We start from the raw sequence: 22,854 nt of genomic DNA on the forward strand, positions 1-22,854 counted from the left end.
AGCGTTATTTCTGTGGCCCCAGTTTAGCTAAAGCCCCACGAAGGACCTGTGAGGAATCGGCGTGCGGAGTCTCCGCCAACACGCGCTCGACTGCAGTCGCTGCCTGTTTTTCCCGAAACCCGAGACCCAACAAGGCTTCGATGACGTGCTCTGAAACTCCTGCAGTACCCTGCTGCTCATTCAAGTCTGTGCTCAGCTGCTGGCCCGCGGTGGCATCATCGCTGGCCGCGGGTTGCCAGGCTGCGACTTTATCTTTAAGTTCCACGATCAGCCGCTCTGCAACACGCTTGCCAATACCGGGGATACGCTGCAAACTCTTAGATTCAGCACCGGCTATCGCACTCGCCAATTCTTCCGCATTGAGCACCGACAACGCCGTCATCGCAAGCTTCGGACCAAATCCGGATACCTTTTGCAAGACCGTGAACATTTCCTGGTCGCTAGAATCGGTGAACCCGTATAAGGTCATCGAATCTTCTTTGACAGCTAACGTCGTCAAGATAAACGCTTCTTCTCCGCGCGTTAATCGCGCCAAGGTGCGTGGGGTGGCGATCACTCGGTACCCGACACCTGAGCATTCCAACACAGCGGCATTCAGGCTGATATCGATGACGGTTCCGCGTAGCGAGGAGATCATGACTAACTAAGAGCCTTTCTCTAACGATTGATGTAATAACCGACGACGTTGGGCTAGTGCGGGGGCACGCCAGCAATGACAAATTGCCAAGGCCAGTGCGTCCGCAGCGTCAGCCGGTTGCGGTGGTTCGGAAAGGCCTAAAATGCGGGTGACCATCGCGGTCATCTGCTTCTTATCCGCACGACCATTGCCGCTAATGGCCTTTTTCACTTCCGAAGGGGTGTACATATCTACCGGCAACCCGCGCTCGGCTGCGGCTAACATCAAAACCCCGACGGCGTGTGCAGTGTGTATCACTGTGGAGACGTTTCCGCGCTCAAACAAGCGCTCGATCGCGACGACATCAGGCTGATAATCATCGATCCACTCGTTGACCGCACGAGAAATCCGCAGCAAACGCTCGGTTAACGGGGCATCACTCGGTGTGCGTATCACCCCGACTGAGACCGGATAGATAGCGCGGCCTTTGCCAGATTGCACCACGGATAATCCACATCGCGTCAATCCGGGATCAATGCCCATGACGCGCAATCCCTCGAGGTTCATCGATTTTTAGGCGTTGAGTTCGTCCATGACCTCATCAGAGACAGTCATGTTGGTGTAAACATCTTGCACATCGTCGACGTCTTCCAGCGCATCGATCAATTTCAGGACCTTTTTTGCCCCTTCGGCATCGAGTGGCACATCAACGGAAGCGCGGAAATCTTGATCAGAATCATCGACGTCGATACCGGCTTCTTCCAATGCCGTGCGCACGGCGGGAACGTCGGTCGGCTGACAGATGATCTCGAATTTTTCACCTTCGTCTTTGACCTCTTCAGCGCCGGCTTCCAAAACAGCGAGCAAGAGATCGTCTTCGGTCAGACCATCCTTTTTTTCGACCAACACATATCCGGTGCGGCTAAACATATATGCCACGGAGCCGGATTCTCCAAGGTTTCCGCCGTTTTTGCTCATCGCGGTACGAACATCGGTGGCAGCACGGTTCTTATTGTCGGTCAGGCACTCGATCAGCATCGCTACCCCATTTGGGGCGTAGCCTTCATACATGAGTGGCTGCCAGTCGGCGCCACCGGCTTCTTCACCTGATCCACGTTTCCGTGCCCGCTCAATATTGTCGGCCGGCACAGAGGCTTTCTTCGCCTTTTTGATCATGTCATCCAACGTCGGATTAGCTGCTGGATCACCGCCGCCATTGCGTGCCGCTACTTCAATGTTTTTGACGAGCTTGGCGAATTCTTTGCCACGCTTAGCGTCGTTGGCAGCTTTTTTATGTTTGTTATTCGCCCATTTTGAGTGGCCTGCCATATCAATCCTTCCCACAGCATCGTGTGTGCTGGTGCAGCGTCTGCAACGCCGCACAATGTCTACGCGGACGTTGAATTATTGCACTGATTTCATGCTTAGTAATTTTGACTCCGTCAATTATACGTGTCGGCCAAAACTTAGCGGTGATCACGCACGAGACCTTCTTGCGTGGCCATTGCAACCAGCGTGCCGTCGCTGCGGTAAAACCGACCAATCGCAAAACCACGTCCGGCATTGGCTGCAGGCGACCACTGGTCGTATAACAACCATTCATCGACCCGGAACGGTTCAAACATCCACATGGAGTGGTCCAAGCTTGCCATCTGTACGTGACGTTTCGGTTCTAAGCTCGTGGTGTTCGACAGTAATGTCGTATCAGAAATATAGCCGAGTGCCGCGGCATGGAAGTTCGAGTCATCAGCAATCTCGCCGTTATAGCGCAGCCAGATGCTGAGGCGATTTCCAGGCTCAAAGCCATCGGTAATTTTTTCTTGCGGAACCACGAGACCGTCCCAATCACCACTGTGTTCCAGCGTTTCGGACTTGCTGAAGTCGACGAACACTTCACGTGGCGTCGTATCCGGGTACGGAACCGCCGGCATCGGGTGCCCATGGGTGGGGCCAGTGTCTCCTGGACGGTGATAGCTCACATTGACGGTGCAAATTTCGGATCCGTGCTGAAAGATCCGCACACGGCGATTCGCAAAGCTGCGGCCGTCACGTACGATTTCGACGAACAGATCCACACCATGTTTTGGGTCTCCGCCTTGTAGAAAATATGTGTGCAATGAGTGCAGATGCTTATTCGAGACGGTCGCATTCGCCGCAGCCAACGCTTGCCCGACAAACTGGCCACCATAGGTGCGTTCGGCTTTCGACGATAGCCACGGCGCATGAAACCATCGGCCTTCTGGGAGCAGACGAACTCGCTCACCTGCAGCGGTCACCGCGGATTGCACATCTGCATCCGATAACTCGATTGCATCCTCTGCGGCGATTTCGTCAACCCGCAGCACCCGACTGATTTCACTCGCACTCATTGACTACTCTTTCACTTGACGACGTTTAGTGAGATCCGACACAAGCCTACCGCATGACTGTCCTTGCAACTCCAGCACGAAGCCCACCCTAGCCACCGTCAGTGCCGCCAAGATAGCTACAGTTGCGTGTATGAAACCGAACCAATTACACCGTGTGGCTGCCGCGCTCGAAATGGTCACATGGGCCCTGTTGATTTTCGGAATGATCCTGAAATACTCTGGGACCACAGACGTCGTAGTACCGATCACCGGAAGCATTCATGGCTTCGGATTCTTGTGTTTTGTGGTGATGACACTTCTGATCTGGATCAACAACCGTTGGCCGGCAGCAGTGGGTATCGTAGGCCTACTCGTTTCCGTCATCCCATTCGCAGCCTGGCCATTCACGCTCTGGCTCGACAAACGCGGCCACCTCAACGCCGGGTGGCGCTATCGTGATACCGCCTCCACACAACAACCATGTGGGCTATTCGACCATGCCCTGTACCAAGCCGTGCGTTATCCCGCACGCAGCATCCTCGTGGTACTCGTCGTTGTCGCGGTGGTCTTCGCTGTGCTGCTTATGCTCGGACCACCCGTCTCAGTCGAAGACGTCGTCAACTAAGCAAGAGGCCGTCTGCACAACTCGGTTTCGTAAAACTCAGCTTCATAAAAACGAGGTGTATTGGAAAAAATCCGGGAGTGGCGCGCGCCCTCCCAGACGGAATGTCTTCACGAGTGGGCGCAACCGTAGCCCGCGGGTGCTGGAGACAGCTTCGTTATAAAACCGATGCGCGAGCTCGACTCGGACGTCGGCGTCGACAAGCTCCGTACTGCTCATATTTTGGTGGTCCACAGCTGCCGCTAATTCACGTTCGGCAGATTCACGGGAGGCCATATCTCCATGCACGAGCCGGATTGCCTCGACGTCCCTAGCCTGTGCGGCAAGCTCGGAAACCACCGCCGCGACCACGGCTGCCCGGCGATCGAGTGCCGCTTGTAGCGACTGCAACGCAGCATCAAGACGAATGTGCAGACGGTGCAGCCGTTGCGCCGTGAAATAACTCCATAACAACGCACTGACTATACCGACCAAGACAACAGCGAGAATCAGGTCCAATATCATTTTCCGACCTGCACCTTAGTTCCATCGACAACGGTTTCGTAGACGGTTTCTACTTGAGTCGCCACCGATTCCCAGTCAAAGTTTTGCGCGCGTTGGATCCCGGCTGCCACCAAGCGCTTTCTGTGCTCGAAGTCGTCGACAAGCATCCGCAACACTCGCGTGAGATCGGTACTATCGCCGGTGCGAAACAGCGCTCCCGCCGGGTTTTCGCTCGCAGCATCACACACGACCTCGAAAGCTTCCAGGTCACTGGCGACGACAGCACAGCCGGCCGCCATGGCTTCAACGAGTACGATCCCGAAACTTTCTCCACCTAGATTAGGAGCGACGTAGATATCAGCGCGCCCCAAGATCGCAGCCTTATCCGCATCGCTCACGCGGCCGACAAAATCAACCCCGTCAACATCGCGCTTGCGACCGCCTCCCATGACGGTCACACGCACCGAACGATCTAGCTGACGCAAAGAATCCAGCAACACGTCCAAGCCCTTGCGCGATTCATCGAGACGGCCGAGGAACACGATTTCTATGGGGGTATCCGCATGCTCTGCATTCTTGTTCACCAAAGGCACGCGCTGTTTCGCATAGACAGAAGTATCAACCCCATTGGGAATGAGGACGGGGTCTCCGCCGAGCTGTTCAACTTGCCATCGCCGCGCCATTTCCGACACCGCGATGCCCGCGCGAACTTTATCCAAAATTGGCCGTAAGATTGGCTTCGCCATATTTAACAGCAGAGAACTCGCTGCAGAAGCATGGTAGGTCGCGACGATCGGCCCTTGCGCGATTCTGAGCACAGCCATGGAATAGCTGGGAGAGTTCGGCTCGTGCACATGAATCACATCAAATTGGCCGTCGCGAATAAATGCCTTGACGGTACGACGAACATGCGGGCCAACCGACAGACGCGCCACCGAGCCGTTATAGCGGATCGGAAAAGAACGTCCTCCCTTGACGACGAAATCGGGCACGGCAGTATCTTCTGCAGCAGGCCCCAACACGCGCACGATGTGTCCGCGGCTGATCAAAATCGTCGCCAAGTCATAAATATGGGCCTGGACGCCGCCAGGCTCGTCAAAAGAATAAGGACAGACTATGCCAATTCGCATCGGGCAACCTTAGTGCTTGTCGGGACTGCTGGCAGCCAGGGCTTCTCGTTGGCGCTGGCTCATCCGCGCAGGGTCCAAATCACGCAGCCAAATGGGTTGCAGCATATGCCAGTCCTGCGGGGTGCGCGCAATATTTTTTGCAAACGCATCAGCTAATCGTTGCGTGGTAGATTCCACATCTGTGACAGCAATTTCATCGGTGGCGGCCAAGCCCCAATTCGCTGATTCACCGTCGTCGTCACCTTGGTACCACGAATGAACGGCGAACAAGGTTGCCCCGGTTTCGCGGGCAAGCACGGCCGGTCCCGCTGCCATCGACGCGGGTTCACCAAAAAAGTCAACGATTACGCCGGAATTTTTCAGGTCTCGTTCGCACAATAAGGCGACGACTCCGCCGTCTTCTAGAACCTGCTTCAGGTAGGCAAACGGCCGGGTATCTCCGCCTGTCAACGGAATGACGTCAAACCCCATGGAATTCCGGTACTCCACGAAGGCATCAAACAAGGATTCTGGCTTGACTCGCTCTGCAACGGTCGCGAACTGGCCGTAATGCGCCACAACGAACGCACCCGCCATGTCCCAGTTTCCGGTGTGCGGTAAGGCCAATACCACTCCTTTGCCACGGGCGAGAGCCGCATCGAAATCGTCTCTGCCGGAGACTCCGTCGGCGAGACGACGCGGCAGGTTGCTTTCGTATTGCATCGTCGGCAAGCGGAAAGCCTCGAGCCAATAACGGAAATAGCTGCGCATCGAATCCCGGACCAGTTTTCTGGTGACATTTTCCGCGCCAACTACCCGCGTAAGATTCTTCCGCAGCTGTTCTGCTCCCTTACCACCATTGCTGGCCAGGTCCGCGATCCTGTCGAAGCTCCACCGTGCAATCGGGAGTGGAAGACGCCGTACGAGCGACCAGCCTGCAAAATATCCGTAAGCAGCGAGGTTTTCTTGGAGACTACCTTCGGGTTGGTTTGTGGTGGTTTCCGAATAGTGTGTCATGCAGTGGCCTTTCCGTCTTTCGGATCAAGACGGCGTGCCATGGCAATGCGCTGATACACCGTGAACAAAGAACCAATTGCCAAAATCCAGAGTGCAACGTCAATGGCATACGGCACGCCAAGACCTTGCAGCCCAATTCCGGTGAGCCCGATTATGAGCCGCTCCGGGCGCTCGATCAAACCGCCAACCATCGCCAGCCCGGAGGCTTCCCCACGAGCTTTGATGTAGCTAATGACCTGTGAAGCTACCAAGACAATAAAGGATGCGACCACCAATGCTTGTGGAGCGTCGTATTCATAGATCAACCACCAGGTGATCGCTGCGAATAACGCACCATCGGTGATCCGGTCACACGTAGCGTCCAGGGTGGCACCAAATCTACTCGCGCCACCTTTTAGCCGTGCCATGGTGCCGTCAATCATGTCGAAAGCTGCGAACGCACCAGATAGCACCGCAGCCCAAAACAAAAATCCTGCTGGAATCAGCACCACAGCAATGGCTGTCGTGACAACCGCGCCGATCACTGTCACCATATTGGGGGTTAAGCCAGCGGCAATCGCCAACTTGGCAACCGGTTCTACGAATACTGCCGCGGGTTTACGACCATGAACGCTCAGCATTAGTGGCAGTTAGCTCCCTTTTCATCGGCAAATTCAGCAGAAATTTCTTTCCATCCTTGTGCCAGGATAGTGCGCGTATCAGCCAAAAGCTCCGGCAACACCTTAGTACCGTCAATTATTGTCAGAAAATTTGCATCTCCTTGCCAGCGTGGCACGATATGCGCGTGCAAATGATCCCGCACGCTGCCGCCGCTAGCACCGCCCAGGTTCATGCCGACGTTAATCGCGTGTGGATTGGAGACCTTTTTCAATACCCGAATCGCCATCTGAATAAAACTCATGAATTCCTGCGATTCCTCGATATCGAGGTCTTCCACATTGGCAACTTTCCGGTACGGCACCACCAACAGGTGTCCAGCATTGTAAGGAAACAGGTTGAGCAGCGCATAAACCTGGTTTCCGCGTGCCACAATCAGACTCTCTTCATCCGATTTTTGTGGCGCGGCAACGAAAGGATCAGCACTCTTTTCCGTCAGATAGGCCTTCCGGTACGGCGCCCACAGACGCTGCAACCGGTCCGGCTCCCCGGCCCCCTGGTCTACCCAGGGAGCGTCAGCGTTAACGTGGTCGGTCTGGTGGCCGTGAGCATTGTCGCGGACGATGTCCTGGGCGTTGTCGTTACCGTGTGCCAAAGGTCTCCTTCGATGGCGCATCGTTGCGGCGCTGAGTGATCCACTCACCGATCAGCTCGACTGCATCGTTGACGGCAACACCATTGAGTTGAGTTCCGTCCAAGAATCGGAACGACACTGCCCCGGCTTCCACATCACGTCCGCCGGCCAGCAACATGAACGGAATTTTTCCGGTGGTGTGGTTACGAATCTTTTTCTGCATGCGGTCATCAGAGGTATCGACATCCGCACGGATTCCGCGCTCACGCAATTTCGCCGTGACCTCTTCGAGGTGAGGCACGAACTCATCAGCAACAGGAATCCCCATGACCTGTTGCGGTGCCAACCACGCCGGGAATACTCCGGCATAGTGCTCGAGCAAAACGCCGAAGAATCGCTCAATCGACCCGAACAGTGCACGGTGGACCATGATCGGACGCTTCTTGCTGCCGTCTGGTGCGGTGTACTCCAATTCGAAGCGTTCCGGCAGGTTGAAATCGAGCTGCACCGTCGACATCTGCCAGGTACGTCCGATGGCATCGCGCGCTTGCACAGAAATCTTCGGTCCATAAAACGCCGCACCTTCTGGGTCAGGCACCAGATCCAAACCAGAAGAATCCGCGACTCGCTGCAGGATAGAGGTCGAGCGCTCCCAGATTTCGTCAGACCCCACGAACTTCGCCGGGTCTTTCGTCGAAAGCTCTAGGTAGAAATCGTCCAAACCATAATCACGCAGCAAGGAGATGATGAAGTCGAGAACTTTGCGCAGCTCATCTTCGAGCTGATCCTCCGTGCAATAGATGTGGGCGTCATCTTGGGTAAAGCCACGGGCACGAGTCAATCCATGCACCACGCCGGATTTCTCATAGCGATAAACCGTACCGAACTCGAACAGGCGCAATGGCAGTTCGCGGTAGGAACGACCACGCGAGGCAAAGATCAAGTTGTGCATTGGGCAGTTCATCGGTTTGGCGTAGTAGTCTTGCGCCGGTTTCGTGACGTTACCCTCGGCGTCGTATTCGCCATCAAGCTGCATCGGTGGGAACATACCCTCCGAATAAAAATCGAGGTGCCCGGATTTGCGGAACAAATCACCCTTCGTCAAGTGCGGGGTGTTGACAAAGGAATAGCCCGCTGCGATGTGGCGACGTCGGGAGAATTCTTCCATCTCCATACGCACGGTGGCGCCATTCGGGTGGAAGACAGGGAACCCAGAACCGATTTCATCGGGGAACGAGAACAGGTCGAGTTCTGCACCGAGTCGTCGGTGATCACGCTTTTCTGCTTCCTCCAGCATCAATTGGTACGCATCGAGAGCTTCGGTGGATTCCCATGCGGTGCCGTAAACACGTTGCAGGTCGGCCTGTGACTGGTCACCGCGCCAGTAAGCAGCTGATGCCCGGGTGAGGCTAAATGCCGGGATGTACTTCGTCGTTGGAATGTGCGGACCGCGACACAAATCTGACCATTCGACTTCACCCGTTCGCGGGTTGAGGTTGTCGTAATAGGTCAATTCGCCAACGCCAACCTCGGTTGCCTCGTCGGAATCTGGATCCACGTTGCCTTTGTCAGCAACCAATTCTAGCTTGAAGGGTTCGTCGGCAAGAGCTTTTTCCGCATCGGCAGTATCAGCAAACACCCCACGTGAGAATCGTTGCCCCGTCTTGATGATTTTTTTCATCCGCTTCTCGATCTTTTTCAGATCTTCTGGCGTAAAGGGCTCTGCAACCTGGAAGTCGTAATAAAAGCCGTTATCGATCGCTGGGCCAATACCCAATTTGGTACCGGGGAATTCTTTTTGCACGGCCTGTGCCAACACGTGGGCGCAGGAGTGGCGGATCACTCCCCTTCCATCTTCGGAACCAGCAATCACCGGCCAGAATTCACCATCGACGTCAGGAACGTGGCTGAGATCTTTGAGAACTCCTTCTGCGTCTTTCACGCAGACGACTGCTTCCGGCCCCTTGTTCGGATATCCCAGATCCTTCATCGCCGCGCCGACGGCGGTGCCGGCAGTCACGCAAAAAGATTCGGACGGGTTTGCCAGTGGCTCAAGTGCATGGACCATGAAAGCTTGCGCTCCTTTGCGCTCATAGGCTGCGGCATACCTGGCCGCAACCTGAAAAAACTAGTTACTGGCCCATTTTAGCGCCTCAGTGTGCACACGCAGTAGCTAGGGCTAGCAATGCTGGCAACGTGGAGCCCATACCTGGTCTTCTCTACCAAATCGCTACGCTTCGAGCAGCGATTGTCCCCAATATTCATCACGCGTGCGCCCCGTAGCATCAGTTCCGGGTGGGATGGCCCAGACTGACGAGCCAATATGCGTGATCCATTCATTGAGCCGATCAACTTCGTCGAGTCGCTGTTGGATCGGAATGAATTGCTTCCGAGGATCTTGCTGGAAACAGATAAAAACTAGCCCAGAATTCGACAATTGTCCGTCACCAGGTTCTGGCGGAAGATCATAGCTAAATGGCCGCCGGAGAATCTTTTGTTCCGGCTTATCGTCCGGATGATGTGCACGCGCGATGTGACTGGTGGGATCGATAACCGGAAGGCCGAATTTATCGCGTGCAGAAAAATCTGGGTCATCATGCTCATCGCTACCGGTCAGCGGGGCACCGGAGTCAAGTTTGCGTCCCATCGCATTTTCGCGTGACGTCCGATCCAATTTCTCCCAAGTGTCCAGGTTCATTCGAATGCGGCGAATGACCATGGCGCTACCGCCGTGGATCCACGCCGGGTCCGACGAATCTTCCTGCACGAATACCTGGTTGGCGAACTCCTCGGCAGTATGCGGATTGACGGTACCGTCGAATTGACCAAACAGGTTGCGTGGAGTCGTGCTCTGCGTACGGGCACCGTCTGCGTGAGAAAATCCTTGCTGCAACCACGCAACATCGACATAATCAACGCCCGAGCGGACCATGTGCCGCAATGCATAGGTAGCTGTAAGTGGTTCATCAGCCGCGATCTGTAGCAACAGATCAGCCTCTGCCCACTGCGAATCTAATTTGTCGCGACTAAATTCCGGTATGGGCTCGAGCCAGTCTGGCCGCTGTTCTTCAGCGCCAATTACGCTAAACAGCCTAGGGCCAAAACCCGCGGTGATAGTGAGGTTTGCTGGAGCATGCAGCAATTCTGGTTCGAGGGTTCCGCGAGGCGCAATACCTGCGGTTAACCGCCGTGCATCTTCAGTCCACAATTTCAGTAACCGACGAACGCCATCCCGGTCCACCCCATCTTTCAGGTGAAACGCGACGACGTTTGCCCGTGCTTGTTGCGGTTCCATGATGCCTGCCTGGTGCGCACCGTCGAAGTCGACAACTGCGGTTTGCAACCTCACATCAGCAGCCCCATCCGCACCGGATTCGCTACGGCTAGCTGCATTACTGCTATTCGACGCTTGCTGCGAGTTAACGCAGCCATGCAACGCAGCCGCAGATGCACCAGTACCCAGTCCTGCGAGGAAGTGACGACGTGAAAAACCAGCCACGGGACATGCTCCTTATGCGTTCTTAGTTATGCTCGCCATGGCCGTGGTCGCCGTGCCCGTGCTCGCCGTGGCCCTCGTGACCATGTCCACCGTGATCGTGCGCACCGTGGCCTTCGATATCACCGTATTTTTCATCACCAGCGCCGATAGTGCGCACTGGCACTGCAGCCAGCTCTACCTCACTACCGTCGGACAGCTGCAAGGTCACTGTGATTTCATCGCCGGCTGCGATCTCTTTGTCATATTCCATGATCATCAAGTGGTCGCCACCGGGCTTGAGCTCGTGCGATTCTCCTGCCTTGATGCTCAATGCTTCCTCGCGCTGACGCATGGCACCATCAACAACTTCATGAATTTCATAGCGCGCGTCGCCAAGGCTTGTAGTGAAGCTTGCAACCGTAATGTCTTTGTCCGAATCATTTTTGATCTCACCGAAAATGGCGGTCATCGGTGCACCCGCTTCTTTCGCCTTGACGACGCCATCTTCCAGCGTAATCATTTCGGCGGCGTCGCTGTCACTCACGGAATCGGTGGATTCAGCGGCAGAACTTTCGGCGGCAGTCGTCGCAGCAGAATCGGTGTTTGCGTCGTCATTCGAGCATGCGGCCAACGTCAGTCCTGCGGTGACGATGAGAGCAGGCAGTGCTAATGCGGGGTGTTTCATGGTGTTTCCATCCTTTTCAAAAAATTAATGGCGAACCGAATTGATTGATGAACCGTCTGTCAAGCGGTTTGGGTCACCGGGGAATTATTTATCGTCGAAACGCTTGCGTTTTTGTACCAACAAGACAATGACCGCGATCGCTGCCGCGATTGCGCCGACAGCGATCAAAACGTTGGCGACAACCCTTGCCCCACCTTCGTCGGCGCTGGCATCGTCAGACATTTCGGAGCCAGCTTCGTCAGCAGCGTCAGTGGATCCCTTACTCGAATCTTGCGCCGCCGTGTCTGTATCCCCAGATGATGCAGAATCTGCGTCTCCGACGCTAAATTCGAGTCCACCACGGGTGGCATGGCCGTCAGAAGACGTGATTTGGTAGCCCACGGAATATGATCCGTCAGCAGCGTCGACGTCATCAGGGACGTCGACGGTCAAAATCCGACCATCGAGCTCTGGTTCACCTTCGAATACAATTTCGCCGTTCGAATCAGTTACCGCGATGGTGTTGAACCCTTCGCGCGGCTCACCAGAAAACTCGAGAACGATGCTTTCTGGGAACTCCTCGACTACAGCACCATCTGCGGGGTGACTCTCGACCACAACGTCATGAGCCGAGGCTTGTGGTGCGAATGACCACAGACCAGCGGTACTCAAGGTTGCGGCAGCTAAGCCGGCGCCAAGGCGGCGCACTGGTGTCTTACGAGCGTGAGCGCTCATTAGTTTTCAGCCTCCGTGTTAATAACTCGTTCTCTAATTTCCGACAAGCGGCATAGGAGTAGTCGGCAAGCATGACCCTTTAGTTCCAGCCGGGCTACATTTTAGTGCTGTAATGCTGCACACAATGCACGTGGGTAATCACACGGAGAATAGTGCTCATAGGCACGACAAGACTATGGCGAGAAATAGCGATGCACCACCCCTTACGATGAAGAGGTGGTGCATTGCTCCAGCTATTGGAAAGACCCAATGTTGGGAACCAGAGCGGATGACGAGACTCGAACTCGCGACCCTCACCTTGGCAAGGTGATGCGCTACCAGCTGCGCTACATCCGCGAAAGAAAACCACAGGCCCGGCTTCCTTGGGGATTACTCGAAGGTAATCGAGCAGCTCCCGTGTGCGCGATACTGGACTTGAACCAGTGACCCCTACCGTGTCGAGGTAGTACTCTACCAACTGAGCTAATCGCGCCGACAATGACAGCGTTGCTGCCATTGCGAGTAGAGGTGGAAACGGGAATCGAACCCGTGTGCACGGTTTTGCAGACCGTTGCCTCACCACTCGGCCATTCCACCGTGGCGATACCGCCTCTATAAGGATACCCATTTCTGGGAACCAGAGCGGATGACGAGACTCGAACTCGCGACCCTCACCTTGGCAAGGTGATGCGCTACCAGCTGCGCTACATCCGCGGGCGAGGACACCGTGAGATGTGCCCTCTGTGCGCGATACTGGACTTGAACCAGTGACCCCTACCGTGTCGAGGTAGTGCTCTACCAACTGAGCTAATCGCGCTAAATATGGAGTTTTCACTCTGCGTCCACCACGGTTTGCTCCAGTGAGACTGAAACGAAACCCATGGTGTTCGCTGAGCGGATGACGAGACTCGAACTCGCGACCCTCACCTTGGCAAGGTGATGCGCTACCAGCTGCGCTACATCCGCAAACAGTGCCTTGTGCACTGCTTAAGAGACTCTAGCGTTAAACCGTGCTAAACACCAAATCCCCTAGTTAACGCTACTTTTCCGAATCCTCTTCGCTACGTTCATTATGCAGCGTTTGGAGATAATATCGAGCAACCGTGAATTCCAGGGGTTCTGTCAGAGGGTCAGAATAAGTTTTCGTGCCATAATGCTCTGAAAGACTTTCTCGAGCAGCAGAAATCAAACCCGCAAGCCCTCCACTCGAAATCTGCATCGGAGATTTCGGTGCAAAGCAATATTCTTCTGGCACTCCCGCTTTTGCGGCTGCTGTGCGAAATATTTTTTTGTCCAGGTCCATTTTTTGACCTCTGACAGCAGCAGGATGCAAGCGTCGTGCAAGTTCCACAGCCGAGGTCGTTTGCCAAACCTTATAGTGGTTCTCTGGTCGACAGAGGAGCCTGTCATAAAAATCGGGAATAAAACGTTTCTCAGTAAAAGTTCGTGCTATCTCTGATTGAACCTCGCTAGCCCACGCATTGATCGTTTCTACATCATTTTCTCGTGGCACGAAATCTTTGCCACCGAGCGTAAGCACATCGGCGCCGGCACCGGATATGAGCGGCCCAGTTAAATTTCGACGTAGGCAAAATTGGTCAACCGAAAAATATACATAGCCTGCTAATACTTCCCACGGCTCGGTAGTTTCTAGCCTTTGCACAACTCTGCCTATATCAGCTCTATATTCCTCACTCGAGGGAGCTAAAACATAGTGATCAAGCCCAAAAAGTTTAGCAACCTGGGAAGCATTATCAACTTCTATTTGTGTATCCGCAGAATTCGGCGAGTGAAAGGTGATAGCAGCACTTGCTGGTTCCAATTCAGACAAAACAGCGGCGATGAGAATCGAGTCTATTCCGCCGGATAACATCAAGACTGGCGGTTGCTGTGCACGATTAATAATTAGTTGTAACCGCGAGCGCACGTACCGCAATACCTCGTTGACCGCTAATGCTTCATCCGTAACGTCATGTTTTCGCGGAATTTCCTCTTGCCACCCTTCAGGCAAATATTCTTCCGGATTGTCCGTTAACGGGGTTTCGAAAAGGTGCATCTTAAATCCTATTTCTGTTTTCTGATGATATACATGAGCAAGAAGAAGAAGCCTACGACCATAGTCGATGAACTAAGCATGATGAGTACTCGTTCATGCCATGCGAGTTGACCTATGAAGGCCATTCCAACCGTACCCGCAAGCACACCAAGCAGCGCGATAAACAATCCCAGCAGTTCAATCGAACGAAACAACATTTTCTGCGACTCCGCCCGCATGTCTTCAGTAATCCGTTTAACGACCTTTTCTAACTCTTCATCAAAGTTCTGCACTTTCCGATCAAAGCGATCTTCCGCCTGCAATTCTTGCACTACCATCATTCTTTGCCTGACAAAATCTTGATGCACCAAGGTTTCGCTTGCATCCAGTTTTTCCAGCCCCTCATCAAGGATTTCGACGGCCGTTATATAGTCTTGGTTTCGTCTGAGCCCTTCCGCATATCTCATATACGAGATCGCGTCTGTAGGATCTTGCCTAATTAAACGATGCGCCAGTTCTTCGAGAAGTTGACCCTCGCTCGGGCTGGGTTCAAGCCATAATGCATGAACTATGAGTTGTCTGAGCTTGAATGAATGAGTTTCAACAAAAATCGCTTCAATTTCAGCATCACTATAGAACCTCCTGTCACCGCGCGAAACTTTTGCGAACAGATCGAAGACAGTACCGACGTTGTTCACATCAACTGCCTGGAAATGCCGACCAAGGATGTTCTCAATTTCCCGGCAATTGAAATCAAACCGAGAAGACTGGAGCATGAGGAAGACTAAGGCAAATTGTTGCGCTGATGATTTTGCTGAATCGACGTCCGCATCACCAACAACATTTATTGCCGGGTGCCCGCAATCCCGTGCATACCAAGCCACACTCGTGAGAAAGCCAGTGATATCAGCGAACCGCTCATCAGAAGTTGTCAGACAATCACCGAACGTCGGGGAACCACCGAACCATCGTGCGATTTGCAACGCCCATTCGCTACCCATTTCATCAATAATCCAGCGTTTTGCAGCGTATTCCGCCCGCGGATCGCGAACCGCAACGTCACAGACGTCTAACAGGCGTTCCTCCGGGCTTTGAGTAGCTACCCCTTTTTCCCAACCTTGGATGAATCGTGATAGGTCCGGTTGCGAAGACATAATATAAGTATACCGACTAACAAAATTTCGTCCTCGGACAACGAGAGCACCAATGTTTGGAGAATCATGGACCAGCCTCTGCTGAAAGATTTACTTGGGCCAACAAGTCCGACCCCGGAAATACTTTCGGTACGCGCAATTTGCGCGAGTACTCTTAACGGCTCCGCTACAATTGACGGCCGTTCAAAGGCGCTCGGCAACGACCTTGACGGTAAACTCCTCAATGCATTGCGGGACTGGTGTGACGTCGTACTAGTCGGGGCGGAAACAGTACGTTCAGAAAATTATTTTGGTGTACAGCCGACGGAGAACTCCCCTGTCCCTGCTCGCATGGCTGTAGTGACCGCTTCTATGGAGTTTCATTGGGAGAAACAATTTTTTTACAACTATTTCACTCCCCATATTTTCCTAGTCCCTGATAACTCATTGTCAGATTCGACAAAGAAACCATTAATCCATCGCCTTGAAAAATTTGGAGATGTTCACAACGTCAACGATGGAAACCCGCAAAATTGGATTGACACGCTAAAGCACCTAGGTTTCAAGCGAATCTTGTGCGAAGGTGGACCTGCAATTTTCGGAGGCTTGATCGCCATGAATGCCGTAGATCAGTTCTATCTCACCCTCGACCCGACACTGAGCTCAGCGGTGGAATCTCCTATCACCCGCGACCCCAGCGACCGCCTCGCTACCCAAAATATGCATTTAGAATCTGTGCAATCATGCCCGGACAGCACTATTTTCCTGCGCTATGGTCGAGGCGACAGCTAAGCTCAAAGCAATGGAAACAGCGAGAAACACAGCGAGCATGGCAGGTGGAAAAATTTCGTCAGGACAACGAGATGGGACAAGAGCTGGCCTAGTAGGCACTCATTTACAGGTGCTCGCCCCGCTAATTTTGTGGCCACTCGCCACCATCTTGGGTCTGCAGCTGGTATTTGTCGACAGTCTGAATGGTGCTGTCACCGACGATTTCACCACTGTGTACGCCGCGTTACAGCGGTTTGTCCATGGCGAGAATATCTACGAGCAGGTGTATCACCACACCGATCCGCTGTATCTTTATAATCCCGGCGCAACCTTGATCCTGTCACCGTTGGGCTTGATCAACGACGCTGGGCTCGCGCGCGCGTTATTCATTTTCGCTAACGCCGCTGGTATTGTCGCTTCGTTAGCGATTTTGACCCGCATGTTTGGCTATTCGCTGCGCAGCGCAGTGTTGCCTTTCAGCATCGTCATCGCGACCATGACTGAAGCTGTGCGCAATACGTTGATTTTTTCAAATATTAACGGTTTGTTGTTGTTGGCATTAGTCGGCTATCTCTGGTGTCTCACCAAAAACTACCGCTGGGCACGCTGGGCAGCGGGGCTGATTATCGGATTCGCGATCGTCATTAAGCCACAGTTTGCGCCATTGCTATTCCTCCCGTTGATAATGCGCTGGTGGTCCACAATCGCAATCGGAATCGCGGTCCCCGTGGTGTTGAACGTCATCGCTTGGCCCATTGCCCCGGGAGCTGGCAATTACCGTGCTGAGCTCGTCCCACATCTGCGTCAGACGCGCGATTTCGCAAATTCTTCGCTGCCCGGCCTTGCAGAATATTTTGCGATGCCTGAATGGCTGTATTATCCGCTGTGGTTGTTGTTCGCCGCCTTGGCGGGGATCGCAGTCCTGGCCCTTCTTGCAGTCCGCACACACGATCATTTGCTGTGGCTGGTCACCACGTCCGGGGTGCTATTCTGCGGCGTATTTTTCTTGTCTTCACTGGGGCAAATGTATTATTCAATGCTGCTGTTTCCGATGATTTTTAGCTTCACACGGCAATACAGCGTATTCCACATTTGGCCTTCATGGCTAGCGGCAGTCTTATTCCTTTCGCCTTTGAACTGGACGATGGCGTGGACATCAACGGCCACACTCCCTATCGGCACGTGGATGAATTTTTTCAGTGCCACCTTAGGCTGGGGGCTGTTGCTGTTGACCACAGCTGTCTGCTCCGTGGCTTGGTTGCGACAGCATGTGCGCCACGCTGACGTAGAATATCGGACATGACAGATTTTTCTCTGATTGCCGATGACCAATGGCGGAAGCGCCTGAGCGCAGAAGAGTTTCGTGTGTTGCGTGAAGGCGGCACCGAGGCACCGCACACAGGCGAATACACCGATACCACCACCGAAGGCATTTACTCGTGCCGCGCATGTGGTGCAGAATTATTCCGTTCCAACCAGAAATTTTCTTCGCACTGCGGCTGGCCATCCTTCTTTTCCCCGTTAGCCGGCGACTCCGTAATCGAACGCGAAGATCGCTCGCTAGGCATGGTACGCACCGAAGTTTTGTGCGCTAGTTGTCACTCGCACTTAGGCCATGTGTTTGCCGGTGAAGGTTACGACACACCAACGGACCTGCGTTATTGCATTAATTCAATTGCGATGACACTCACAGAAGCTGAATAGGCAACCGCAGTTTTGACCGGAAGTATCTACAACGCTAAGCCACTGAAAAAGCGCGCTAACAGGCACATGTCGGGTTAGCGCGCGGAACATCATGGTGTGCGTAGTATGGGTAGTCCCCGATGAACCTAAGGCAAAATCTGCACTAATTCGTCGAGGTTTTCTACCATGCGTCCGGTATAAAACGGCAGTTCTTCGCGAACGTGCAAGCGAGCTTCCGTGTAACGCATGGTGTGCATCAAGTCCACGATGCGCCCCAAGTCGTCTGCTTCGAACGAAAGCATCCATTCGTAGTCGCTGACCACGAATGCGGCAATGGTGTTTGCACGCACATCTGCGTAATCACGTGCTTTCATACCGTGCTCACGCAGAATGCGCGCGCGTTTTTCTTCGTCCATGATGTACCAATCATACGAACGAATGAACGGGTACACACAGCACCATTTTTCAGGCTCTTCGCCCATGATGAAGGCGGGCAAGTGCCGTTTATTGAATTCAGACGGCCGGTGTACACCATTACCAGCCCAGACCAGCGAGCTAGCTTTGCCCAACGCGGTCTCACGACGGAACGCAGAAAAAGCGGCCTGGAGATCCTCGAAATTTTCTGCATGCCACCAGATCATGAAGTCTGCGCCTGCCTTCATGCCCGCGAGGTCATAAATGCCACGAACGGTGACCACGCCTTCATCGACAAGATTATCGAAGAATTGTTGCGCTTCTGCCGCGATCTTGTTGCGCGATGCCTGGTCGCCGGCGGTGAAACTATCCTGGATCTTGAAGACCGCGTGCTGGCTGTAACGCTGCACCTTGTTGAGTTCGTCGTAATTAATTTCGTTGTGGGAATCCGCCATCGAAACCTCCTGGTTTACAAATTTGTCGAGCGCCAGGCACTCCGTCGAGCGCGAAACACTCTGTTGAGTCAAGCACGGTGCATGCCATGCTGTGAACCGCACACGTGCACCACCAGTATTCACGCAGTCCACAACGATACTCGCCGAAAGTGACCACGCGAACGGTGGTTCTACAGGCGATTCTACCCCACGGCGCGCCTTCACCACTATGCAGAGTCTCAACATTAGGTTGAACTTTGTGAATGACACAGATGCGTCGATGAACTCGCGGGGATCCGCCTCCTCCACACCGGATCGGAAACTGACTCCACCGGCATTTACGGCCGCCGTGGAATCTATGCACCAGGCACGCCTGCGTGAAGGTATCTCGCTCGGAACAATCCGGCCCCCGCAGCGCCTAGCACCTTTTAGCCATGCCATCGGTTTAGAAGTCGAACATCGTGAGTCTGCAGCTATTCCCACGAACTCAGACGGCGACGCTTTCGGTCGCCTCATCCTGTTACACGACCCGGGCGCCCAGGAATCCTGGGATGGCGAAATGCGGCTGGTTGCCTATATTCAAGCTGACATGGAATCATCGGTCGCCACTGATCCCCTATTGCCCGATGTCGCCTGGCAGTGGCTCAGCGAAGGTTTAGAGGCCCATACCGCAGGGTTCACCAATCTTGGCGGAACGGTGACCTCGACAACTTCGGTGCGTTTCGGTGAAGTAGGCGGACCACCGCGCGCATATCAGCTGGAAATGCGCGCGTCGTGGACCGCAGAAAATAATGAGTTGTCCAATCACGTAGAAGCATTCGCAGAAGTTCTCGCCCACGTCGCTGGTCTTCCCCCAGAAGGCGTCAGCCAACTTCACTCGTAACACCTGTTCCCCTAGTAACACCATCCACTATGACTGAATTTCTCAGCCGCCCTGCTTCAGGCGTGCCACCAGTGCTGTCATCTGAAGCCGAATTCTCCGCGGCGGCGGACGCGATTGCAGTCGGCACTGGGCCCATCGCCATCGATACCGAGCGTGCCTCGGCTTTTCGCTACGACGACCGTGCATTTCTCATTCAGATTAAGCGCGCCGGGGCCGGCACTTTCTTGTTCGCCCCAGAAGGCCTCCGTGCCGAGCTTGGCGACGCGCTCGCCCCTGTTGTCAACAAACTGACTTGGGTGGTGCATGCCGCAGTGTCAGACCTCCCCTGTCTTGCCTGGCTCGGGCTATATCCCGCGAGACTGATCGATACCGAATTGGGCGGCCGCTTGGCTGGCCTTTCGCGAGTGGGCTTGGGTGCGATGTACGAGGAGTTGCTCGGTATACGCGTGGCAAAAGAACATAGCACGCAAAACTGGTCGTCGACTCCGCTACCGAAATCATGGTTGGCGTATGCAGCACTTGATGTTGACCAGTTATTAGAACTTGCCGACGAAGTTGAATACCTTCTGCGTAGCCAAGATAAGTGGGACTGGGCAACCGAAGAATTCGAGTACGTCCGTCAGCAACACGCGAGTATCACCGAGCCCGAGGTTCGCGCTTGGCACATGATCAAAGGCATGCGTGGGCTACGTGATCCGCGCGAATTAGCGATCGCACGAGAATTGTGGCGAGTACGCGAATATATTGCTGCTAGCGACGATGTCTCTCCTGGCAAGCTTATGCCCAACAAGGTGATTCTCGCGATCGCTGCACGTCGACCAACCAGCCTTGCCCAGTTGTGTCGAGTACCTGGTGCGAGAAATTCACGCCTGGCATCGCGCATCTGGTTCGATGCCGTTCAACAGGCTGAGCGCTTGCCGGAATCTGCTTTGCCGGTGCCAGGCAGCGGTGAATTAGCAGCGTGGGGTACCCCCGGTGGAATTAACACCCGGGTGTGGAAAAAGAATAATCCGGATGCTTGGACTCAATGGCAGTTAGTGCGTGATGATTTGCAATCCATCGCAGACGAGATTGCCGTGCCACCGGAAAACTTGGTCAGTAAAGCTCACGCACAAAAAATCACCTGGGATCTAACCGTTTCCCACAATATCCGCACCGAGGATGACCTAGAAGATAGCCTTGCGCAACATCAGCTACGCGAATGGCAAAAAGATATTATTTGGCCGGTTTTTGCGGCTTTTCTTCCGGATCCTGCATAAGCTCACTCATTGCTGCGGAAATACCAGCAGCGTCGAGTCCGACTTCATGCAGCAACTCGCTGCGAGAAGCATGTAACGGGAACACCGACGGGAATCCCAATTGCCGAACCGGGATCTGTAAGCCGGCAGAAGAAAATTCTTCAGCGATAAGCGAACCAATTCCACCGCGAACGATGCCGTCTTCAACGGTCAGCACTGCGTCGTGATTGGCAGCCAAACTAAACAAGGAATCCGCAACCGGGACAACCCAACCTGGATCGACCACAGTCACGTTAGTGTGGTCACCGGCGGCCGTGATTGCAGTGTCGACCATCGCACCCACTGCGATGACCAGAACAGAGCGCGCGGTGCTTCCAGTAACGTCACTGTCAACATCATCACCGGCAGCATCATCTGCAGCATCACTATAGTGCACGATGTCCACGCCGTCGGCCAGCGTGGTCCACGCAGGAATCTCAGCAGGCAGATTGCCTTTCGGGAACCGAACGATCGTCGGGCCGTCGTCGACAAGCAAAGCCTGCTGAAACAGCCGTGCTAGCTGATTGCCATCCCGCGGAGCGGCGATGCGGATGCCAGGAACCACGCTGGCAATCGAAAGGTCCCAGACCCCGTTGTGGCTTGCGCCGTCAGAACCAGTCACGCCCGCACGATCTAATACCAAGGTCACCGGTTGGTCTAGCAGCGCCACATCCATCAAAAGCTGATCGAAGGCACGGTTCAGAAACGTAGAGTAAATGGCAACAACCGGGTGCAGGCCCGCCAGAGCGAGCCCCGAGGCCGAGGCCACCGCGTGTTGTTCGGCGATACCGACATCAAAAAAGCGCTCCGGAAACCGCTTGGCAAACGGCGTCAGACCTGTGGGGCCGGCCATCGCGGCAGTAATCGCGACAATATCCGAGCGTTTTTCCGCCGCCTCGAGCAACTCTTCGGTAAAAATCTGCGTCCAGCCAGGCTGAGATTTGGATTTCGGCAAACCAGTAACGGGATCTATCGCTCCTGTCGAATGCATCTGGTCAGCTTCATCGTTTACTGCCGGTTCATAACCGTGTCCTTTTTCGGTGACCACGTGGACGATGATGGGTCCGTGATGATTTTTCGCGTAATTGAGTGCGTGGTCAAGCGATTCGAAATCATGTCCGTCGACAGGACCGACGTATTTCATGCCTAGTTCTGGAAACATTTCGGTCGGCAAAACCGTATGCTTCACGCCTTCTTTGAAAGCATGCAGCGCATCAAATGCACGGTTACCCACCCAGCCCATAGACTTCAGGGTCTTCTTGCCATGCTCCATCAAACCGTCGTACGGGCTCGAGATGCGCAAATGTGCCAAATTTTCGGCGAATCCGCCAATTGTCGGAGAATAACTACGCCCATTGTCATTGACCACGATCACCACGTTGCGGTCTTTGCCAGCGGCGATATTGTTGAGGGCTTCCCAGCACATGCCCCCGGTCAACGCGCCATCACCGACGACGGCAACGACGTTGTTGTCGCCTCGTCCATCGAGTGCAAACCCCTTGGAAAGACCATCGGCATATGCCAACGACGCCGAGGCATGCGAAGACTCAGTCCAATCATGCTCAGACTCAGCCCGGGCTGTATACCCAGACAAGCCGTCTTTTTGCCGCAACGTCGTAAAGCGATCAGCACGGCCAGTCACGATTTTGTGCACGTAGGACTGGTGAGAGGTATCGAAAATGAACGGCTCATCAGGTGAATCGAACACGCGGTGCAGCGCGAGCGTGAGCTCCACTACCCCCAGATTCGGACCGAGGTGGCCACCAGTCACCGACACGTTCTCAATGAGAAAGTCACGAACTTCCTCCGCTAACTGTGGGAGCTGTTCGGGCGACAATGCCTTGAGGTCGGCGGGAGTGCGTATTCCGCGAAGAAGGCCCATTGTCTCTACCTCAACTCCTCGTCTCATCTGTACTCGTCGGTAGCTAACGTTTCTATCTTA

The 22,854-nt window shown here is 54.2% G+C and carries 23 protein-coding genes and 6 tRNA genes; 6 read left to right on the plus strand and 23 right to left on the minus strand.

Annotation, left to right across the window (positions count from 1 at the left end; translation table 11 throughout):
- Nucleotides 1-4: 4 nt before the first annotated feature.
- The 4 genes from ruvA to U1140_RS01715 all read right to left on the minus strand — a co-directional run bounded on the left by ruvA (nt 5) and on the right by U1140_RS01715 (nt 2,985).
- Nucleotides 5-637: a Holliday junction branch migration protein RuvA gene (gene ruvA / locus U1140_RS01700; RefSeq protein ID WP_369845723.1), complete on the minus strand. Its 633-nt coding sequence runs from the start codon at nt 635-637 to the stop codon at nt 5-7.
- Nucleotides 638-643: 6 nt separating this feature from the next.
- Nucleotides 644-1,183 carry a crossover junction endodeoxyribonuclease RuvC gene (gene ruvC / locus U1140_RS01705; RefSeq protein WP_369845724.1) on the minus strand — a complete coding sequence of 180 codons (540 nt, stop codon included), beginning with the start codon at nt 1,181-1,183 and terminating at the stop codon, nt 644-646.
- Nucleotides 1,184-1,189: 6 nt separating this feature from the next.
- Nucleotides 1,190-1,945 (minus strand): YebC/PmpR family DNA-binding transcriptional regulator, encoded by a 756-nt coding sequence (locus U1140_RS01710; protein WP_369845725.1) that lies wholly within the window; start codon nt 1,943-1,945, stop codon nt 1,190-1,192.
- Between the two features lie 137 nt (nt 1,946-2,082).
- Nucleotides 2,083-2,985 (minus strand): acyl-CoA thioesterase, encoded by a 903-nt coding sequence (locus U1140_RS01715; protein ID WP_369845726.1) that lies wholly within the window; start codon nt 2,983-2,985, stop codon nt 2,083-2,085.
- Between the two features lie 130 nt (nt 2,986-3,115).
- On the opposite strand from U1140_RS01715, the gene U1140_RS01720 reads away from it, so the two are divergent.
- Nucleotides 3,116-3,589 (plus strand): DUF3817 domain-containing protein, encoded by a 474-nt coding sequence (locus tag U1140_RS01720; RefSeq protein WP_369845727.1) that lies wholly within the window; start codon nt 3,116-3,118, stop codon nt 3,587-3,589.
- Between the two features lie 42 nt (nt 3,590-3,631).
- Here the strand turns inward: U1140_RS01720 and U1140_RS01725 are convergent, their stop codons facing one another.
- The 17 genes from U1140_RS01725 to U1140_RS01805 form a co-directional block, all read right to left on the minus strand.
- Nucleotides 3,632-4,090: a hypothetical protein gene (locus tag U1140_RS01725; protein ID WP_369845728.1), complete on the minus strand. Its 459-nt coding sequence runs from the start codon at nt 4,088-4,090 to the stop codon at nt 3,632-3,634.
- Complete coding sequence (locus U1140_RS01730) at nt 4,087-5,199, minus strand: glycosyltransferase family 4 protein (RefSeq protein ID WP_369845730.1); 1,113 nt, start codon at nt 5,197-5,199, stop codon at nt 4,087-4,089. The genes U1140_RS01725 and U1140_RS01730 overlap by 4 nt, the downstream gene beginning before the upstream one ends.
- A 9-nt stretch (nt 5,200-5,208) precedes the next feature.
- The gene (locus U1140_RS01735) at nt 5,209-6,195 is read right to left on the minus strand and encodes a phosphatidylinositol mannoside acyltransferase (protein WP_369845731.1); all 987 of its coding nucleotides are present in this window, start codon (nt 6,193-6,195) and stop codon (nt 5,209-5,211) included.
- Nucleotides 6,192-6,815, minus strand: a complete 624-nt coding sequence (gene pgsA / locus U1140_RS01740) for a phosphatidylinositol phosphate synthase (RefSeq protein WP_369845732.1) — start codon at nt 6,813-6,815, stop codon at nt 6,192-6,194. The genes U1140_RS01735 and pgsA overlap by 4 nt, the downstream gene beginning before the upstream one ends.
- Nucleotides 6,815-7,417, minus strand: a complete 603-nt coding sequence (locus tag U1140_RS01745; protein WP_369845896.1) for an HIT family protein — start codon at nt 7,415-7,417, stop codon at nt 6,815-6,817. The genes pgsA and U1140_RS01745 overlap by 1 nt, the downstream gene beginning before the upstream one ends.
- 16 nt (nt 7,418-7,433) lie before the next feature.
- A complete protein-coding gene (gene thrS, locus U1140_RS01750) occupies nt 7,434-9,494 on the minus strand; it encodes a threonine--tRNA ligase (protein ID WP_369845733.1) in 2,061 nt (686 codons plus the stop codon).
- A gap of 162 nt (nt 9,495-9,656) precedes the next feature.
- Nucleotides 9,657-10,925, minus strand: a complete 1,269-nt coding sequence (locus U1140_RS01755) for a Dyp-type peroxidase (protein WP_369845734.1) — start codon at nt 10,923-10,925, stop codon at nt 9,657-9,659.
- A 22-nt stretch (nt 10,926-10,947) separates the two neighbouring features.
- Nucleotides 10,948-11,589, minus strand: a complete 642-nt coding sequence (locus U1140_RS01760; RefSeq protein ID WP_369845735.1) for a copper chaperone PCu(A)C — start codon at nt 11,587-11,589, stop codon at nt 10,948-10,950.
- Between the two features lie 84 nt (nt 11,590-11,673).
- On the minus strand, nt 11,674-12,303 hold the full coding sequence (locus U1140_RS01765) for a copper resistance CopC family protein (RefSeq protein ID WP_369845736.1): 630 nt from the start codon (nt 12,301-12,303) through the stop codon (nt 11,674-11,676).
- Between the two features lie 263 nt (nt 12,304-12,566).
- Nucleotides 12,567-12,639, minus strand: a tRNA-Gly gene (locus U1140_RS01770).
- A 63-nt stretch (nt 12,640-12,702) separates the two neighbouring features.
- Nucleotides 12,703-12,775: transfer RNA gene (locus U1140_RS01775), tRNA-Val, on the minus strand.
- 33 nt (nt 12,776-12,808) lie between these two features.
- Nucleotides 12,809-12,879, minus strand: a tRNA-Cys gene (locus tag U1140_RS01780).
- 44 nt (nt 12,880-12,923) lie between these two features.
- Nucleotides 12,924-12,996, minus strand: a tRNA-Gly gene (locus tag U1140_RS01785).
- A gap of 30 nt (nt 12,997-13,026) precedes the next feature.
- Nucleotides 13,027-13,099, minus strand: a tRNA-Val gene (locus U1140_RS01790).
- Between the two features lie 76 nt (nt 13,100-13,175).
- A tRNA-Gly gene (locus U1140_RS01795) sits at nt 13,176-13,248 on the minus strand.
- Nucleotides 13,249-13,321: 73 nt separating this feature from the next.
- Complete coding sequence (locus U1140_RS01800; protein ID WP_369845737.1) at nt 13,322-14,338, minus strand: asparagine synthase-related protein; 1,017 nt, start codon at nt 14,336-14,338, stop codon at nt 13,322-13,324.
- 8 nt (nt 14,339-14,346) lie between these two features.
- The gene (locus U1140_RS01805; protein WP_369845738.1) at nt 14,347-15,471 is read right to left on the minus strand and encodes a hypothetical protein; all 1,125 of its coding nucleotides are present in this window, start codon (nt 15,469-15,471) and stop codon (nt 14,347-14,349) included.
- A gap of 66 nt (nt 15,472-15,537) precedes the next feature.
- Here U1140_RS01805 and U1140_RS01810 point away from each other — a divergent pair, with 66 nt between their 5' ends.
- The 3 genes from U1140_RS01810 (at nt 15,538) to msrB (ending at nt 17,925) form a co-directional block, all read left to right on the plus strand.
- Nucleotides 15,538-16,242, plus strand: a complete 705-nt coding sequence (locus U1140_RS01810; protein ID WP_369845739.1) for a dihydrofolate reductase family protein — start codon at nt 15,538-15,540, stop codon at nt 16,240-16,242.
- 109 nt (nt 16,243-16,351) lie between these two features.
- Nucleotides 16,352-17,524, plus strand: a complete 1,173-nt coding sequence (locus U1140_RS01815; RefSeq protein WP_369845740.1) for a glycosyltransferase family 87 protein — start codon at nt 16,352-16,354, stop codon at nt 17,522-17,524.
- On the plus strand, nt 17,521-17,925 hold the full coding sequence (gene msrB / locus U1140_RS01820; RefSeq protein ID WP_369845741.1) for a peptide-methionine (R)-S-oxide reductase MsrB: 405 nt from the start codon (nt 17,521-17,523) through the stop codon (nt 17,923-17,925). Before U1140_RS01815 ends, msrB begins: the two co-directional genes overlap by 4 nt.
- A gap of 125 nt (nt 17,926-18,050) precedes the next feature.
- On the opposite strand, the gene hemQ is transcribed toward msrB, so the two are convergent.
- On the minus strand, nt 18,051-18,773 hold the full coding sequence (gene hemQ / locus U1140_RS01825) for a hydrogen peroxide-dependent heme synthase (protein ID WP_369845742.1): 723 nt from the start codon (nt 18,771-18,773) through the stop codon (nt 18,051-18,053).
- A gap of 259 nt (nt 18,774-19,032) precedes the next feature.
- On the opposite strand from hemQ, the gene U1140_RS01830 reads away from it, so the two are divergent.
- Together U1140_RS01830 and U1140_RS01835 are read left to right on the plus strand one after the other, a co-directional pair.
- Nucleotides 19,033-19,635 carry a DUF3000 domain-containing protein gene (locus U1140_RS01830; RefSeq protein ID WP_369845897.1) on the plus strand — a complete coding sequence of 201 codons (603 nt, stop codon included), beginning with the start codon at nt 19,033-19,035 and terminating at the stop codon, nt 19,633-19,635.
- 29 nt (nt 19,636-19,664) lie between these two features.
- Entirely contained in the window at nt 19,665-20,894 is a 1,230-nt protein-coding gene (locus tag U1140_RS01835; RefSeq protein WP_369845743.1) for an HRDC domain-containing protein, read from the plus strand.
- Here the strand turns inward: U1140_RS01835 and dxs are convergent.
- Nucleotides 20,851-22,794, minus strand: coding sequence for a 1-deoxy-D-xylulose-5-phosphate synthase (gene dxs / locus U1140_RS01840; RefSeq protein ID WP_369845744.1), 1,944 nt, complete (start codon nt 22,792-22,794; stop codon nt 20,851-20,853). The two genes, U1140_RS01835 and dxs, sit on opposite strands and share 44 nt — an antisense overlap.
- Between the last annotated feature and the right edge of the window lie 60 nt (nt 22,795-22,854).

It is taken from the genome of Corynebacterium drakensteinense, assembly GCF_041224285.1.
In the GTDB taxonomy this organism is placed as follows: domain Bacteria; phylum Actinomycetota; class Actinomycetes; order Mycobacteriales; family Mycobacteriaceae; genus Corynebacterium.

Coding starts and splice junctions, on each gene's coding strand:
- ruvA (WP_369845723.1), bottom strand. CDS start 637: ATGATCTCCTCGCTACGCGGAACCGTCATCGATATCAGCCTGAATGCC.
- ruvC (WP_369845724.1), bottom strand. CDS start 1,183: ATGAACCTCGAGGGATTGCGCGTCATGGGCATTGATCCCGGATTGACG.
- U1140_RS01710 (WP_369845725.1), bottom strand. CDS start 1,945: ATGGCAGGCCACTCAAAATGGGCGAATAACAAACATAAAAAAGCTGCC.
- U1140_RS01715 (WP_369845726.1), bottom strand. CDS start 2,985: ATGAGTGCGAGTGAAATCAGTCGGGTGCTGCGGGTTGACGAAATCGCC.
- U1140_RS01720 (WP_369845727.1), top strand. CDS start 3,116: ATGAAACCGAACCAATTACACCGTGTGGCTGCCGCGCTCGAAATGGTC.
- U1140_RS01725 (WP_369845728.1), bottom strand. CDS start 4,090: ATGATATTGGACCTGATTCTCGCTGTTGTCTTGGTCGGTATAGTCAGT.
- U1140_RS01730 (WP_369845730.1), bottom strand. CDS start 5,199: ATGCGAATTGGCATAGTCTGTCCTTATTCTTTTGACGAGCCTGGCGGC.
- U1140_RS01735 (WP_369845731.1), bottom strand. CDS start 6,195: ATGACACACTATTCGGAAACCACCACAAACCAACCCGAAGGTAGTCTC.
- pgsA (WP_369845732.1), bottom strand. CDS start 6,815: ATGCTGAGCGTTCATGGTCGTAAACCCGCGGCAGTATTCGTAGAACCG.
- thrS (WP_369845733.1), bottom strand. CDS start 9,494: ATGGTCCATGCACTTGAGCCACTGGCAAACCCGTCCGAATCTTTTTGC.
- U1140_RS01760 (WP_369845735.1), bottom strand. CDS start 11,589: ATGAAACACCCCGCATTAGCACTGCCTGCTCTCATCGTCACCGCAGGA.
- U1140_RS01765 (WP_369845736.1), bottom strand. CDS start 12,303: ATGAGCGCTCACGCTCGTAAGACACCAGTGCGCCGCCTTGGCGCCGGC.
- U1140_RS01800 (WP_369845737.1), bottom strand. CDS start 14,338: ATGCACCTTTTCGAAACCCCGTTAACGGACAATCCGGAAGAATATTTG.
- U1140_RS01805 (WP_369845738.1), bottom strand. CDS start 15,471: ATGTCTTCGCAACCGGACCTATCACGATTCATCCAAGGTTGGGAAAAA.
- U1140_RS01810 (WP_369845739.1), top strand. CDS start 15,538: ATGGACCAGCCTCTGCTGAAAGATTTACTTGGGCCAACAAGTCCGACC.
- msrB (WP_369845741.1), top strand. CDS start 17,521: ATGACAGATTTTTCTCTGATTGCCGATGACCAATGGCGGAAGCGCCTG.
- hemQ (WP_369845742.1), bottom strand. CDS start 18,773: ATGGCGGATTCCCACAACGAAATTAATTACGACGAACTCAACAAGGTG.
- U1140_RS01830 (WP_369845897.1), top strand. CDS start 19,033: ATGAACTCGCGGGGATCCGCCTCCTCCACACCGGATCGGAAACTGACT.
- U1140_RS01835 (WP_369845743.1), top strand. CDS start 19,665: ATGACTGAATTTCTCAGCCGCCCTGCTTCAGGCGTGCCACCAGTGCTG.
- dxs (WP_369845744.1), bottom strand. CDS start 22,794: ATGGGCCTTCTTCGCGGAATACGCACTCCCGCCGACCTCAAGGCATTG.